Origin of the sequence: Variovorax sp. PDC80, from assembly GCF_900115375.1 — a bacterium.
In the GTDB taxonomy this organism is placed as follows: domain Bacteria; phylum Pseudomonadota; class Gammaproteobacteria; order Burkholderiales; family Burkholderiaceae_C; genus Variovorax.
Map to the genome: position 1 here is coordinate 353,611 of NZ_FOWG01000005.1, position 13,836 is coordinate 367,446.

The 13,836-nt window shown below is 71.0% G+C and carries 13 protein-coding genes; 2 read left to right on the plus strand and 11 right to left on the minus strand.

The window, feature by feature from the left end; genetic code table 11:
• Positions 1 to 25: 25 nt before the first annotated feature.
• From BM109_RS17365 to BM109_RS17385, 5 genes are all read right to left on the minus strand, one after another.
• Positions 26 to 2,464 (minus strand): TonB-dependent siderophore receptor, encoded by a 2,439-nt coding sequence (locus BM109_RS17365; protein ID WP_093344733.1) that lies wholly within the window; start codon positions 2,462 to 2,464, stop codon positions 26 to 28.
• Between the two features lie 108 nt (positions 2,465 to 2,572).
• On the minus strand, positions 2,573 to 3,607 hold the full coding sequence (locus BM109_RS17370; protein WP_256222619.1) for a FecR domain-containing protein: 1,035 nt from the start codon (positions 3,605 to 3,607) through the stop codon (positions 2,573 to 2,575).
• Positions 3,604 to 4,131: a sigma-70 family RNA polymerase sigma factor gene (locus tag BM109_RS17375; protein ID WP_093345067.1), complete on the minus strand. Its 528-nt coding sequence runs from the start codon at positions 4,129 to 4,131 to the stop codon at positions 3,604 to 3,606. Before BM109_RS17375 ends, BM109_RS17370 begins: the two co-directional genes overlap by 4 nt.
• A gap of 182 nt (positions 4,132 to 4,313) precedes the next feature.
• Entirely contained in the window at positions 4,314 to 4,655 is a 342-nt protein-coding gene (locus tag BM109_RS17380) for a hypothetical protein (RefSeq protein WP_057595065.1), read from the minus strand.
• A 199-nt stretch (positions 4,656 to 4,854) separates the two neighbouring features.
• Positions 4,855 to 5,715, minus strand: a complete 861-nt coding sequence (locus BM109_RS17385; RefSeq protein WP_093344736.1) for a hypothetical protein — start codon at positions 5,713 to 5,715, stop codon at positions 4,855 to 4,857.
• Positions 5,716 to 5,888: 173 nt separating this feature from the next.
• Here BM109_RS17385 and BM109_RS17390 point away from each other — a divergent pair, with 173 nt between their 5' ends.
• Positions 5,889 to 6,971, plus strand: coding sequence for a S1C family serine protease (locus BM109_RS17390; protein WP_093344738.1), 1,083 nt, complete (start codon positions 5,889 to 5,891; stop codon positions 6,969 to 6,971).
• A gap of 13 nt (positions 6,972 to 6,984) precedes the next feature.
• On the opposite strand, the gene BM109_RS17395 is transcribed toward BM109_RS17390, so the two are convergent.
• On the minus strand, positions 6,985 to 8,304 hold the full coding sequence (locus BM109_RS17395; protein ID WP_093344740.1) for a lytic murein transglycosylase: 1,320 nt from the start codon (positions 8,302 to 8,304) through the stop codon (positions 6,985 to 6,987).
• 151 nt (positions 8,305 to 8,455) lie between these two features.
• On the opposite strand from BM109_RS17395, the gene BM109_RS41225 reads away from it, so the two are divergent.
• A complete protein-coding gene (locus tag BM109_RS41225; RefSeq protein ID WP_177239369.1) occupies positions 8,456 to 8,626 on the plus strand; it encodes a hypothetical protein in 171 nt (56 codons plus the stop codon).
• A 30-nt stretch (positions 8,627 to 8,656) separates the two neighbouring features.
• Here BM109_RS41225 and mmsB read toward each other — a convergent pair whose 3' ends face one another.
• From mmsB to BM109_RS17420, 5 genes are read right to left on the minus strand one after another with little or no spacing between them, the layout of a single operon-like run.
• Complete coding sequence (mmsB, locus tag BM109_RS17400) at positions 8,657 to 9,550, minus strand: 3-hydroxyisobutyrate dehydrogenase (RefSeq protein ID WP_057595062.1); 894 nt, start codon at positions 9,548 to 9,550, stop codon at positions 8,657 to 8,659.
• A 27-nt stretch (positions 9,551 to 9,577) separates the two neighbouring features.
• Positions 9,578 to 10,693 carry an enoyl-CoA hydratase/isomerase family protein gene (locus BM109_RS17405; RefSeq protein ID WP_093344742.1) on the minus strand — a complete coding sequence of 372 codons (1,116 nt, stop codon included), beginning with the start codon at positions 10,691 to 10,693 and terminating at the stop codon, positions 9,578 to 9,580.
• Positions 10,694 to 10,721: 28 nt separating this feature from the next.
• Positions 10,722 to 11,876, minus strand: coding sequence for an acyl-CoA dehydrogenase family protein (locus tag BM109_RS17410; protein WP_093344745.1), 1,155 nt, complete (start codon positions 11,874 to 11,876; stop codon positions 10,722 to 10,724).
• The gene (locus BM109_RS17415; RefSeq protein WP_256222620.1) at positions 11,873 to 12,235 is read right to left on the minus strand and encodes a lysozyme inhibitor LprI family protein; all 363 of its coding nucleotides are present in this window, start codon (positions 12,233 to 12,235) and stop codon (positions 11,873 to 11,875) included. The genes BM109_RS17410 and BM109_RS17415 overlap by 4 nt, the downstream gene beginning before the upstream one ends.
• 32 nt (positions 12,236 to 12,267) lie before the next feature.
• Complete coding sequence (locus BM109_RS17420; protein ID WP_093344750.1) at positions 12,268 to 13,791, minus strand: CoA-acylating methylmalonate-semialdehyde dehydrogenase; 1,524 nt, start codon at positions 13,789 to 13,791, stop codon at positions 12,268 to 12,270.
• Positions 13,792 to 13,836: the final 45 nt, after the last annotated feature.

Sequence of the window (13,836 nt, forward strand, 5' to 3'; positions counted from 1 at the left end):
TCCGACGATAGCCGAGCCCGCGGCGCTACCAGCGGTAGGTGGCGGTGGCCACGAGCGAACGCCGCTCGCCGTAACCGCAGCTGTAGGCGTCGCAGTTGCGCCCGAGGTAGATCCGGTCGGTGAGGTTGCGCGCGTTGAGCGCCAGGGCCCAGTGCTCGAAGTCGTAGCCCAGCATCGCGTCGAACACGGTGTACGACGGGATCTTCGCGGGCGCCGTGCCGTTCGCGCCGTGCGTCGAGCCCATGAAGCGCACGCCCAGGCCGGCCTTCACGCCGTTGCCGAAGCGGTAGTCGGCCCAGGCCGAGACCTGGTTGCGCGGCGTGCCCACGAGCTGCTTGCCGATGCGGTCGGGGTTGCTGTCGCTGACCACCTTGGCGGACGGCGTCCAGCTGTAGGCCAGCACGACGTTGAAGCGCGGCATCGGCTCGAAGGCCGCCTCGAGTTCGAGCCCGCGCACGCGCGCCTCGCCGGTCTGGCGCGGCACGAAGTCGCGGTCGAAGGTCACGATGTTCTGCCGCCGCAGGTCGAACACGGCCGCGCTGTAGCTGTCGCGCGTGCCCACGGGCTGATAGCGCAGGCCGACTTCGTACTGCTTGCCGGTCTCGGGCTTGAAGGGCTGGCGCGTGTCGGGGTCGATGGTGGTCGAGGGCGAGAACGACTCCGAGTAGCTGACATAGGGCGCGAGGCCGCCGGGCGCGAGGTAGACCAGACCCGCGCGGCCGGTGAACTTGTGGTCGGACTGGCGCGTCGTGCTCTGGTCGAGGTGGTTGTCGGTGTCGACGCGCGCGCGGTCGTAGCGGCCGCCGAGCGTGGCGACCCAGCGATCGTTCCACTTGATCTGGTCTTGCAGGTAGATGCCGGTCTGGGACAGCCGCACCCGCGAGTCGGTGTTCGGCGCGGGCATCGAGAACGGCTGCCCGTAGACCGGCGCGAAGACCTCGAGCTGCGGCGCCTCGCCGAAGTACATGACCTGGTCGAACACGCTGCGCTGGTAGTCCAGGCCCAGCAGCACGGTGTGCTGCCAGTCGCCCGAACGAAGCTTGGCCTGCACCTGGTTGTCGAGCGTGAAGGTCTTGCCACGCTCGGGGCTGCTGGCGAACAGCGAGCGGTTGATGGTGTGGAAGTTCGACGGATCGAAGACGTTGTCGGGATCGTTGGTGACGAAGCCGTTGGCGTAGATCTGGCGGTAGTCGGTCTTGATGCGGCCGTAGCGCGCGTTCTGCCGCACGGTCCAGGTGTCGTCGAAGCGGTGCTCGAACAGGTAGCCGAGGTCCCACTGGTTCTGGTTGTAGCGGTCGAAGCCGGGCTCGCCGACGAAGGTCGAGCTCGGAATGCGGCCGTAGGGCGTGCTCAGCAGCGTGCCGGTCACGGGCAGGAAGCCGTAGGCATTGCCGGCGCGGATGCTCGCGTAGTGGGCCAGCACCGTCAGCGAGGTGTCGCCCGAGGGCCGCCAGGTCAGCGAGGGCGCGAGGAACTGGCGCCGGTCGCCCACGCGGTCGACCTGGGTCTGGCTGTCCTGCGACAGCGCCGTGAGGCGGTAGAGCCACTGGCCCTGCGCATCGAGCGGCCCCGAGAAGTCGGCCGCCACGCGCTTGAGCGAGCGGTTGCCGGCCTGCACCTGCACTTCGCGCAACGGCTCCTCGGTCGGCCGCTTGCTGACGACGTTGACCATGCCGCCGGGGCCGGTCTGGCCGTAGAGCACCGACGAGGGACCGCGCAGCACCTCGATGCGCTCGGCGCCGTAGCTCTCCATGCGCCAGACCGCGTAGCCCGCGTTGTTGCGCATCTGCATGCCGTCGAGGTAGAAGCCCGGCGAGTAGGCATCGAAGCCGCGCAGCGAGAGCCAGTCGTAGCGGCTGTCGTAGCCGTCGAAGGCCTTCACGCCGGGCGTGTAGGCCAGCGCGTCGGGCAGGCGTGCGGCGCCCATGGCCGCCACGCGGTCGGCCGTGACGACCGAGATCGACTGCGGGGTCTCGATCAGCGGCGTGTCGGTCTTGGTGCCGGTGGCGCTGCGCCTGGCCACATAGCCTTCGACATGGCTGCTCGCGGTCTCGGGCTGCGCGCCGGCGGTCACGGTCACCGGCGGCAGGCTGCCGCTGCCGGCCTGCGGCGCCGCGGCGCGCCGCTGCAGGATGAAGCTGCCGTTGGGCTGGCGCGCCGCCTGCAGGCCGCTGCCGGCCAGCAGGCTGTCGAGCCCGGCCTGCACCGTATAGCTGCCGCGCAGGCCGTTGCTGCGCAGCCCGGCGGTCAGCTCGGTCGGAAAGGACAGCAGGATGCCGGCCTCGCGGCCGAAGCGGTTGAGCGCGTTCTCCAGCGTGTCGGCGGGAATGTCGTAGCCGTGGGCCGGCGCCGCGGCCTGGGCGCGGACCGGCAGGGGCGCGACGGCGCCGAGAACCAGCGCGGCGGCGAGCGCCACCGGGCCGAGGGCGAGCCGCAGCGGCGCCCGTTGTTGTGTCTGACTCATGGAAATTCGACCTTTCGCGGCCATGGAAGATGGCTGTTCACCTTCCATGTCCCGCGAGAAAGCGAAACGGACCAGGTCGCGGCAACTTTTTTTTGCCCGCGCGTTTTTTCAACGCTGCGGCGCGCGCGCCGTCCTGCTCCGGGGCACCAGCACCACTTCGGTGGCGCGCAGGCCCCAGAAGCGCGTGACGGTCTGGATCTCGAGCGACAGGGTGGCGCTCAGCGTGTCGAGCACCTTGTCGACGTCGGCCAGCGGATAGGTGCCGGAGATGCGCAGGCCCGCGATCGCCGGGTCGCAGCGAATCGGCTGCGCGGCATGGCGGCTCAGCTCGGCCAGGAAGTCGGCCAGCCGCATGCCGCGCGCCACGATCAGGCCCTCGGTCCAGGCCGCGCTGCCGGTCTCGAGCGCATGCGGCGCATCGACCCCGGTGGCCGTGAAGCGCGTGGCCTCGCCGGCCTGCAGCACGCGCGTGTCGCCGGCGGCCTGCCGCGGCCGCAGCGCGACCGCGCCCTCGAACACCGCGAGCAGGCTGGCCTCGGGCAGCCGGCGCACCGAGAAGACGGTGCCCAGCGGCTGCGCCTCGCCATGCGCGGTTTCGACCAGCAGCGGGCGCGCGGCCGCGTCCTTGGCGCTCGTCACCAGCACCTCGCCCGCGATCAGGCGGATGCGCCGCTCGGCCGCGCCATAGCGGATGTCGACCGCGCTGCCGCTGTTGAGCACCAGCGCCGTGCCGTCGTCGAGCACGATGCGCCGGCGCTCGCCGGTGCCGGTGCGGTGGTCGGCGGTCCATTCGCGCCATGGGGTCTGCTCGGCGGCGAGCCAGGCGCCGCCACCGGTGAACAGCAGCGCGGTCAGCGCGCGCACCGCCTGGCGGCGGCGCAACGGTGCGGCCGCTTCCAGCGTGGCGCGCGCGAGCGCGGCATGGCCGGGCGCGGCCAGCGGGCCCAGGGCGGCGTCGACCGACTCGATGCGGCGCCAGGCACGCTCGTGCTCGGGATGCGCCGCGCGCCAGCGCCGCCACTCGTCGCGCACGCGCGCGGGCACGGATTCGCCCTGGAGTTCGAGCATCCACTCGACCGCGCGGCGCGCGACCTCGGCCGAGACGGGCGGCTCGGCGATGCCGGGAGGGGGAACGCTGCTCACCGGCCCGCCGGCAGCGCGTCCGGGAAATAGCACTGCAGGGCGGCCTTGAGCACGTAGCGCTTGACCGTGGTGACCGACAGGCCGAGCGCCTGCGCGACCTCGTCATGGTTCAGGCCATCGAGCCGCGTCATCAGGAAGGCGCGCTTCACGGCCAGCGGCAGGCCGTCGAGCAGGCGGTCGATCTCGGCGAGCGCCTCGAGCAGCAGCGCGCGCTCCTCGGGCGAAGGCGCCAGTTCGGCCGGCACGAGGGTCAGCGCCTCGAGGTAGGCCTGCTCGAGCTGCTGGCGCCGCCAGTGGTTGGCCAGCACGCGCTGCGCCACGGTCGTGAGGAAGGCGCGCGGCTCCTGGATCGCCAGCAGTTCCTCGCGCGCGAGCAGCCGCACGAACACGTCGTGCGCGAGGTCGGCGGCGCGGTGGCCGTCGCCGAGCCGGCGCTGCAGCCAGCGCCACAGCCAGCCGTGGTGGTGGCTGTACAGGGCTTCAACCTGCGTCTGCAGCGGAAGGTCGGCGAGCGGGAGGGACACGGTCACGGACAGGCGCGGGCCCGCGCGGCTTGAAGATGGGAATGATTCTTATCTTACAAGCTGCGCCGCGTTTTCCGCCCTGCTTTACAGCCTCCCAAAACGAAAAACCGGGCCACGCTCGTCGCGTGGCCCGGTTTCCCTAACCAATTCTCTTCAACAGAAGCGGCTTGCGCCGCCCGGCATCACAGGCCGGCTTGACGCGTCAGCGTGCGGGCTTGCGCGGGGATCACGCTGCCCGGGAACGATTCGCGGCGCAGGTTCTGGCCGGGAGCGTGGGCGGCTGCGACGGCTTCGCCACGGACCACGGCGCGGTCGGTGTTGCCGGCCACGACGGGTGCCAGGTTGGCGGTCGCGCCGTCGGCGTAGATGTTGCCTTCGCGGGCAGCGGCGGCAGCCTGGGGCGCCACGTCGGCGCGGCTGTAGCCGGAGGTCACCGAATGCACGCCTTCATAGGTTTCCGCGTGGGCGCCGGCAACGGCGATCAGCGACAGGGCGGCGGCAGCGAGGATGTTCGAGGTCTTCATGAGAGTCTTTCCTTTGGATGGTCTTCTTTTGGGTGAGGCGGAGTTTGCCTCATCAAACCAGGGAAAACCCTTGCTCCAATGAATCACGGTGTTCACGAAATTGAAACAATGACCGGGAACTTTCAGACGACGACGCCCAAATAGCTACATTCGGCGCCGAATCGCCGGGCTTTCCGCCCGCGCGCCGAATACCTTCCGCCTAGCGCGGCCAGGCGCGCAGCACCGCGCGGATCGCGCGCGTGTCGCCGGCCTTGACCTCGGCGCGGTAGCTGCCGACCAGCGCCTCGCGCTCGCCATCGGCCTGCGCATCGCCGCGCCAGGCGGCGAGCGCGGCGATCTCCTCGTCGCCGAGCGCCGACAGCCAGACCAGCGTGAGCTGCCGCTCGAGCTCGCGCGCGACGGTCAGCAGGTTGCGCTGGCGCGTCGAGGTCACGCCGCGCGACCACAGCGAGTCGATGGCGCCCTCGAGCGTGGCCTCGGGCAGCGAGGTGAACTGGGCCGCGTTGCCGCGCGCCAGCTGCTTGACCACGGCGCTCATCAGCAGCTCGCTCGAGAAGTCGACCTCGCGCAGCTCGGCCACCGCCATGCGATCGAGCAGCCCGGTGCGTGCCGGCCCCGGCGGGTTGGCCTGCTGGCGCTTGATGAAGTCGGCGCGCGCCGCGTCGTCCATCGCGCCATAGTCGGCGCGGACCTTCGAAAGGTGCGCGACCGCACCCAGCACCGCGGGCGACGGCGCCGCGCCGCCCTGCCCGGCCGCCGCCACGGCCGCCTGCACCGCGGCCAGCGCGGCATGGGCGTCGAAGGCATGGGCCGAGGCGGCATCGAGCGCCTTGAGCGCACCGCCCGCGATGGCCTCGTCGGCCGGATCGAGCTGCTGCTTCGCGCCGCGCGGCACGGCGCCGGGTGCGTAGGCGGCCTGGTAGCGCGCCGGCACGCCCTCGAACTGCAGCAGCGCCTGCGCGCGGTCCTGGGCCGCGGCGGGCGCGGCGGCCAGCAGCAGCGAGAGGGAAAGGCCGAGGGCCAGGGCGGCCAGGCAACGGGAGCGGAGGAACGACAGCATGGCGCGATTATTGGCGCCCACCCGGTGGGGCCGCGTCGGACGAGCGCCAGCCGGGCGCGCCGGAAAAATCGCGCGGCGCGCAGAACCGAACGCCGCCGCGAGGATCGCAATCCATCGCCGGTCACCGCGGCCCGCTAAAGTCCGCCCCGCTCCCGTTCAATGCCCACCGCGCCATGCGAACCCTCTTCCTCCTCCCGCTCCTGCTGACCACCCTGCTCGCCCTCCCCGGCCATGCCCAGCCGCGTGCCGAGGCCGCGCCGCGCCCGATCGCCGCGCGCGGCGCGCTCGGCGCCGACGAGCAGAACAACATCGCCGTGTTCAAGGCCGCCTCGCCCGCGGTGGTCAACATCACCTCGATCGGGCTGGAGCGCGGCCTGTTCTCGCTCAACGTGCAGCAGGTGCCGCAGGGCACGGGCACCGGCTTCGTCTGGGACACGCAGGGCCACGTCGTCACCAACTACCACGTGATCCAGAACGCGGCCGCCGCGCGCGTCACGCTGGCCGACCAGAGCAGCTACCGCGCGCAGCTGGTGGGCGTGTTCCCCGACCGCGACCTCGCGGTGCTGCGCATCGATGCGCCCGCGGCCAAGCTGCGGCCGCTGCCGCTGGGCACCAGCGCCGACCTGCAGGTGGGCCAGAAGGTCTACGCCATCGGCAATCCCTTCGGGCTCGACCAGACGCTGACCACCGGCATCGTGAGCGCGCTCAACCGCGAGATCGATTCGGTCAACCGGCGCACCATCCGCGGCGCGATCCAGACCGACGCCGCGATCAATCCCGGCAACTCGGGCGGCCCGCTGCTCGATTCGGCGGGCCGGCTGATCGGGGTCAACACCGCCATCTTCAGCCCCTCGGGCGCGAGCGCGGGCATCGGCTTCTCGATCCCCGTGGACGAGGTCAACCGCATCGTGCCGCGGCTGATCCGCGACGGCCGCTTCGTGCGGCCCGCGCTGGGCCTGACCTACGCGCCCAAGGAACTCAACAGCGCGCTCGACCTGCCGCGCGGCGTGGCGATCCTGCGCGTGCAGCCCGACAGCCCGGCCGCGCGCGCGGGCCTGCGGGCCTTCGCACGCGGCGAGCGCGGCATCGTGCCGGGCGACGTGATCACCGCGATCGACGGCGCGGCCGTCGCCAGCGCCGACGACGTGCTGACCGTGCTCGAGCGCCTGCAGCCCGGCGACGCGGTCGAGCTCACGCTGTGGCGCGCGGGCGCGACGCGGCGCCAGAAGGCCACGCTGGCGACCTCCGACGAATGAGCGCGAATGAGCGCTAGGGCGTGGCGATGCGCTGCAGCAGCTGCACGGTCGGATAGCCGTCGGCCGGCTCGCCCACGCTGCGCTGCCAGCGCCGGATCGCATCGCGCGTGGCCGGACCGAGCAGCCCGTCGGCCGTGCCCGCGCCGAAGCCGCGCGCATTGAGCGCCTGCTGCAGCGCGATCGTCTCGGCGCGCGACAGCGGCTGCAGGTCGCGCGGCCAGTCGGCGCGCACGCCGGGCCCGCCCGCGAGGCGCTGCGCCAGCAGGCCCACGCCCAGCGCATAGCTGGTCGCGTTGTTGTAGCGCAGGATGGTGCGGAAGTTCGGCCCGACCAGGAAGGCCGGCCCGCGCGCGCCGGCCGGCAGCAGGATCGAGGCATCGGCCAGCGCGGGCAGCGGCGTGCCCTCGTCCATGGCGCGCACGCCCTCGGCGGCCCATTGGCTCGCGGACTGGCGCTGCTGCCCGTCGGCGCGCGCGAGGTCGAAGCCCGGCGGCAGCCGCACCTCCACGCCCCAGGGCTGGCCGGCCTGCCAGCCCGAGTGCTGGAGGAAGTTCGCGGTCGAGGCCGTGACGTCGGCCATGCTGTCCCAGATGTCGCGCCGGCCGTCGCCGTCGGCATCGACCGCATGCGCGAGGAACACGGTCGGCAGGAACTGCGTCTGGCCCATCGCGCCGGCCCAGGAGCCGATCATGCGGTCGCGCGGGATGTCGCCGCGCTGCAGGATCTTCAGCGCCGCCATCAGCTGCTCGCGTGCCCAGCCGGCGCGCCGGCCCTCGAAGCCCAGCGTGGCGAGCGCGTCGATGGTCGAGATGTCGCCGTAGTTGGCGCCGTAGTTGCTCTCCATGCCCCAGATCGCGACCACGATCTCGCCCGGCACGCCGTAGCGCGCGGCCACCGCATCGAGCTGGGGCCGCAGCGCCTGCAGCCGTTCCTGGCCGCGCGTCACGCGCTGGGCCGACACCGCCGTGTCGAGGTAGTCCCAGACCGCGCGCACGAACTCGGCCTGGCTGCGGTCGCGCTCCACCACCTGCGGCAGGTAGCTCGCGCCGTCGAAGGCGCTGTGCAAGGTGGCCTCGTCGATGCCGGCGGCGCGTGCCTGGGTGCGGAACTGCGCGACCCAGCGTTCGAAGTCCTGCTGGATGCGGGCATCGTCGGCAGCGGGTGCGACCGGCGCAACGGGCGCAGGCGCGGCGGTGCGTGGCGCGGTGGGTGCGGGCTGGGTCTGCGTGCGCGCGGGCGACGCGGCACAGCCCGCGACGAAGGCGGCGAGCAGCAGGCTCGCCGATGCGCGGTACGACAGGCGATGCGGTAGACGTGAAGTGGCATGAGGCATGCCCCCATTCTGACGATGCGCGCAAAGGCCCCGCGCCCGGCTGCGGCAACGAAGTGCCGCGCGACATGTCCTACGCCGCGACGCGGCCTGCGCGCGCCGGGCGGCCGATGCACGGTCGCCACGCTGGCGGATCCGAAGCAAGGAGCCAGCGATGCCGACCCGAAAGACCAAGGGCCTCTACGCCAACATCCACGCCAAGCAGGAGCGCATCAAGCACGGCAGCAGCGAGCACATGCGCAAGCCGGGCAGCGAGGGCGCGCCCAGCGACGAAGCCTTCGAGAAGGCCGAGAAGACCGCCCACAAGCGCAAACAGCGGCACTGAGGCCGCTGTCCTTCATCGAGCCGCGCCCGCTCAGGGCTTCTGGAACAGCTTCAGCACGCTCGAGAAATCGAGCGCGCCATGCCCCGCGAGGCTGTGCGCGGCATAGAGGTTGCGCGCGATGCCGCCGAGCGGCGTCGAGGCGCGCACCGCGGTCGCGTTCTCCTGCGCCAGGCCCAGGTCCTTGAGCATCAGGTCGGTGCCGAAGCCGCCCGCGTAGTTCTTCGAGGCCGGTGCGGTCTCCATCACGCCGGGCATCGGGTTGTACTTCTCGAGCGCCCAGTTGCCGCCCGAGCTGCGGCGCATGATCTCCGACAGCACCTTGGGATCGAGCCCGTTGGCCACGCCGAGCGCGAGCGCCTCCGAGGTGCCGATCATCAGGATGCCGAGCAGCATGTTGTTGCAGATCTTGGCGGTCTGGCCCGCGCCCGCGGCGCCCGCGTGGAAGATGTTGGCGCCCATCTTCTCGAGCACCGGCCGCGCGCGCTCGAGGTCCTTCGTCTCGCCGCCGACCATGAAGGTCAGCGTGCCCGCGATCGCACCGCCCGTGCCGCCCGACACCGGCGCATCGATCATCGCGATGCCCTTGGCGGCCGCCGCCTCTGCCACCTTGCGCGAGGTGGCGGCGGCAATGGTGCTGCTGTCGATCACGAGCGCGCCGGCCTGGATGCTCTCGAGCAGGCCGGGCTTGCCCGCGCCGCCGAGGAACAGGCCCTCGACGTGCGCGCTGGCCGGCAGCATGCTGATCACGACCTCGGCGTCGGCCACGCTGTCGGCCGCCGACTTCGCGATCGGCAGGCCCTCGCCCGCGAACTTCTGGCAGGCGTCGGCCGAGAGGTCGAAGGCGCTGAGCGTGTGGCCGGCCTTGAGCAGGTTGAGGGCCATCGGGCCGCCCATGTTGCCGAGGCCGATGAATGCGATCTTCATGTGTTGTCTCCGAAGGATTGAGTGTCTTTATTTCAGCGTCGCCAGCTCCGCGGGCATCTCGCCGCGCGGGCGCAGGTGGTCGTCGATGAAGGCCTGGGTGATCTCCTCGATGCTCGCGGGCGACCACTGGGGGTTGCGGTCCTTGTCGATCAGCACCGCGCGGATGCCCTCGGCGAAGTCCTTGTGCGCGCAGAAGCCCAGTGAGGCCCAGTACTCGAGGCGGAACACCTCGGCCAGCGACATGCGGTGCACGCGCTGCCAGAGCTCGAAGCTCAGCGCGGCCGAGCTCGGCGCACCCTTCATGAAGGTCTTGGCGGCGCTCTGCAGCCAGGCGTCGTCGCTCTGCAACGCGCGCAGGCGCTGCGCGATGTCGAGCAGGTCGTCGCCGGCCATCAGCGCATTGATGGTGTCGTAGTGCTCGCGCACCTTCGACGGCGGCAATTCGGCGCCCTCACCGGCCTTGGCGAGGATGCGCGACAGCGTGGCGCGGTCGGCCTTGCTCTCGCCGGCCCAGCTCGCGGCGGCGATGGCCTCGAGCACCCGGCCCTTGTGCTCCTGCGGCACCAGCACATCGGCCAGGCCGCAGAAGATCGCGTCGGCGGCGTTGAGGTTCGCGGCCGTCAGCGCGAGGAACAGGCCGGTGCGGCCCGGCGTGCGGCGCAGGAACCAGCTGCCGCCCACGTCGGGGTACAGGCCGATGCTGATCTCGGGCATGGCGATGCGGCTCTGCGCGGTCACCACGCGATGCGAGCAGCCCGACATCAGGCCCACGCCGCCGCCCATCACGATGCCGTGGCCCCAGCAGAGGAAGGGCTTCGGGAAGGTGTGGATCAGGTGGTCGAGCTCGTACTCCTCGCGGAAGAAGTCCTCGGCGTAGGTGTTGCGCTCGGGGCCGCATTCGAGCAGCGTCTGGTAGAGCTGGCGCAGGTCGCCGCCCGCGCAGAAGGCCTTCTCGCCCGCGGCCTGCAGCAGCACGCCGACGATGCCGTCGTCCTTCGCCCATGCGCGCAACTTGGGCGTGAGCAGGCGCACCATGTCCACCGACAGCGCGTTGAGCGAGGCGGGTGCATTGAGCGTGGCAACGCCGAAGCGCTGGCCGCCGGCGGTCTTGATTTCGTCGAAGAGAACTACGGAGTCGGTCATTGTCTTGAGGGGTTCCGGATGCGGGGCGTCAGCGGATATCGCTGTCCCCTTCCAGCAATTTTCGCGCAACGATCACGCGCATGATCTCGTTGGTGCCCTCGAGGATCTGGTGCACGCGGGTGTCGCGCACCAGCCGCTCGAGCGGGAACTCGCTGAGGTAGCCGTAGCCGCCGTGCAGCTGCAGCGCGTCGTTGCAGACATTGAAGCCCGCATCGGTCGCGAAGCGCTTGGCCATCGCGCAATAGGTGCTGGCGTCGGCATGGCCGGCGTCGAGCTTGCTCGCGGCCAGCCGCACCATCTGGCGCGCGGCCACCAGCTCGGTCGCCATGTCGGCCAGCTTGAACTGCAGCGCCTGGAAGCTGGCAATAGGCTTGCCGAACTGCTGGCGCTCGTGCAGGTAGCGGCGCGCCGCGTCGAGCGCGCCCTGCGCCGCGCCCACCGAGCAGGTCGCGATGTTGATGCGCCCGCCGTCGAGCCCCTTCATCGCGATGCGGAAGCCCTCGCCTTCCTTGCCCAGCAGGTTCTCGGCCGGGATGCGCACGTTGTCGAAATTGATGGTGCGCGTGGGCTGGCTGTTCCAGCCCATCTTGTGCTCCTTCTTGCCGTAGCTCACGCCGGGCGCGTCGGCCGGCACCGCGAAGGCCGAGATGCCGCTGGCGCCCGCGCCGCCAGTGCGCGCCATCAGCACCAGCACGTCGGTGGACCCGGCGCCCGAGATGAAGGCCTTGCCGCCGTTGATCACGTATTCGGCGCCCTGCAGCTCGGCGCGCGTCTTGAGCGAGCCCGCGTCCGAGCCGGCGCCCGGCTCGGTGAGGCAGTACGAGGCCAGCTTGCGTCCGCTCGTGAGGTCCTCGCCCCACTGCTGCGCCACCGCATCGGTGGCCCAGGTGCCGAGCATCCAGGTCGCCATGTTGTGGATGGTGATGAAGGCCGTGGTCGACGGATCGACCGCAGCCATCTCCTCGAACACCAGCGCGGCATCGAGCCGCGGCAGGCCGAGGCCGCCGATGCGCTCGGGCGCGTAGAGGCCGCAGAAGCCCAGCTCGCCGGCCTTGGCGATGGCCTCCTTCGGAAAGAAGGCCTCGGCGTCCCACTGCGCCGCATGCGGCGCGAATTCGGCCTGCGCGAAATCGCGCGCGCTCTGCGCAAAGGCGTTCTGCTCTTCGGACAGTTCGAAGTTCATTGTTCGCGACCCTTCCAGCGATCCAGTTCGGCGGTCCGTTTCCGGGTCGATTTCTCCAGGCATGAATTGAATACCAGCGGCCACATGGAGCCGCCCTCGTTGGCCTTCGAGGCGCGCTTGCAGGCCGGGTCACGGCCCTTGAGCCAGGCGCGCTGCTCGTTGCGCAGCGCGGTGCGCATCTGCGGCGACAGCGTCTTCATCACCTCGCCATAGCGGATGTTGAGCGCCGCATCGGCGGCGCGGAAATCGCGCGCCGCGCAGGCATTCATCTGCTGCTGGTTCCCGTTGGGATCGCAGTCGTCCGCGCCGGCGTCGGCGGCCGCCCGCGCGCCGCCGGCGAGCAGCGCGAGCGTCGCCACCGCGCCCCAGGCCGCGACGCGAAGGCGCTTCCTCACTTGAGGCTGATGGTGGTGTTGACGCCGTGCGAGACGGTGCTGTCGTCGAACCAGCGTGCCGTCACGGTCTTGGTCTGGGTGTAGAACATGATGACCTGCTTGCCGTACGGGCCCAGGTCGCCGAGCTTGGAGGCGCGCGAACCGGTGAACGAGAACATCGGGACCGGCACCGGGATCGGCACGTTGATGCCGACCTGGCCCACGTCGATGTCTTCCTGGAAGCGGCGCGCCGCGGCGCCCGACTGCGTGAAGATCGCGGTGCCGTTGCCGTTCGGGTTGCTGTTGATCAGCTCGATGGCCTCGTCGATGGTCTCGGCGTCGGCCACGCACAGCACCGGTCCGAAGATCTCCTGGTCATAGATGGTCATGCCGGGCTTCACGCCGGTGAAGATCGTCGGGCCGACGAAGTTGCCCTTCTCGTAGCCGGGCACGCTGGGCTTGCGGCCGTCGAGCGCGAGCTCGGCGCCGTCGGCCAGGCCGCGTTCGATCAGGCTGTTGACGCGGTCGTGCGCCGCGCACGAGACCAGCGGGCCCACGTCCACGCCCTTCTCGGTGCCGGCACCGATCTTCAGGGTCTTGGCCTTCTCGATCAGCTCGGGCACCCACTTGCGCGCGTCGCCCACCAGCACCGCCACCGACACCGCCATGCAGCGTTGGCCCGCGGCGCCGAAGCTCGCGCCGGCCAGCGCGTTGAGCGTCTGTTCCTTGTTGGCGTCGGGCATCACGATGGCGTGGTTCTTCGCGCCCATCATGCATTGCACGCGCTTGCCGGCCAGGGTGGCGCGGTTGTAGACGTGGGTGCCGACCTTGGTCGAGCCGACGAAGCTGATCGCCTTGATGTCCTTGTGGTCGCAGATGCCGTTGACCACGGCCTCGCCGCCATGGACCACGTTGAGCACGCCGGCCGGGATGCCGGCCTCGAGCGCGAGTTCGCACAGGCGCATCGTGACCATCGGGTCCTGCTCCGAGGGCTTGAGCACGAAGGTGTTGCCGGTGACGATGGCCATCGGGAACATCCACAGCGGGATCATGGCCGGGAAGTTGAACGGCGTGATGCCCGCGCACACGCCCAGCGGCTGCAGCAGGGTGTAGGTGTCGACGCCGTTGGCCACGTTGTTGGCCAGCTCGCCGAGCTGCAGGTTGCCGATGTTCGAGGCGTGCTCGACCACCTCGAGGCCGCGGAACACGTCGCCCTCGGCATCGGGCAGGGTCTTGCCCTGCTCGGCCGTGAGGATCGCGGCCAGCTCGGCCATGTTCTCGCGGATCAGCTGCTGGTACTTGAGGAAGATGCGGGCGCGCGCGCCGAGCGGGGTCTTGCGCCAGGTCTTGAAGGCGTCCTTGGCCGAAGCGACGGCGGCGTCGAGTTCGTCCTGCGTGGCGAAGGGCACGCGGGCCAGCACCTGCTGCGTGGCCGGGTTGACGATGTCGCGCCATTCGGTGGTCTTCGACTCGACGAACTTGCCGCCGATCAAGAGCTTGACGGTGGCGATCTGGGTCGAGGGCTGGGTGCTGGCGTCCATGTGCTTGTCTCCTGTGAATGCGGTGCCGAAGGCGGCGGAACAGCG

Coding starts and splice junctions, on each gene's coding strand:
- BM109_RS17365 (WP_093344733.1), bottom strand. CDS start 2,464: ATGAGTCAGACACAACAACGGGCGCCGCTGCGGCTCGCCCTCGGCCCG.
- BM109_RS17380 (WP_057595065.1), bottom strand. CDS start 4,655: ATGAAGACCTCGAACATCCTCGCTGCCGCCGCCCTGTCGCTGATCGCC.
- BM109_RS17385 (WP_093344736.1), bottom strand. CDS start 5,715: ATGCTGTCGTTCCTCCGCTCCCGTTGCCTGGCCGCCCTGGCCCTCGGC.
- BM109_RS17390 (WP_093344738.1), top strand. CDS start 5,889: ATGCGAACCCTCTTCCTCCTCCCGCTCCTGCTGACCACCCTGCTCGCC.
- BM109_RS17395 (WP_093344740.1), bottom strand. CDS start 8,304: ATGCCTCATGCCACTTCACGTCTACCGCATCGCCTGTCGTACCGCGCA.
- BM109_RS41225 (WP_177239369.1), top strand. CDS start 8,456: ATGCCGACCCGAAAGACCAAGGGCCTCTACGCCAACATCCACGCCAAG.
- mmsB (WP_057595062.1), bottom strand. CDS start 9,550: ATGAAGATCGCATTCATCGGCCTCGGCAACATGGGCGGCCCGATGGCC.
- BM109_RS17405 (WP_093344742.1), bottom strand. CDS start 10,693: ATGACCGACTCCGTAGTTCTCTTCGACGAAATCAAGACCGCCGGCGGC.
- BM109_RS17410 (WP_093344745.1), bottom strand. CDS start 11,876: ATGAACTTCGAACTGTCCGAAGAGCAGAACGCCTTTGCGCAGAGCGCG.
- BM109_RS17420 (WP_093344750.1), bottom strand. CDS start 13,791: ATGGACGCCAGCACCCAGCCCTCGACCCAGATCGCCACCGTCAAGCTC.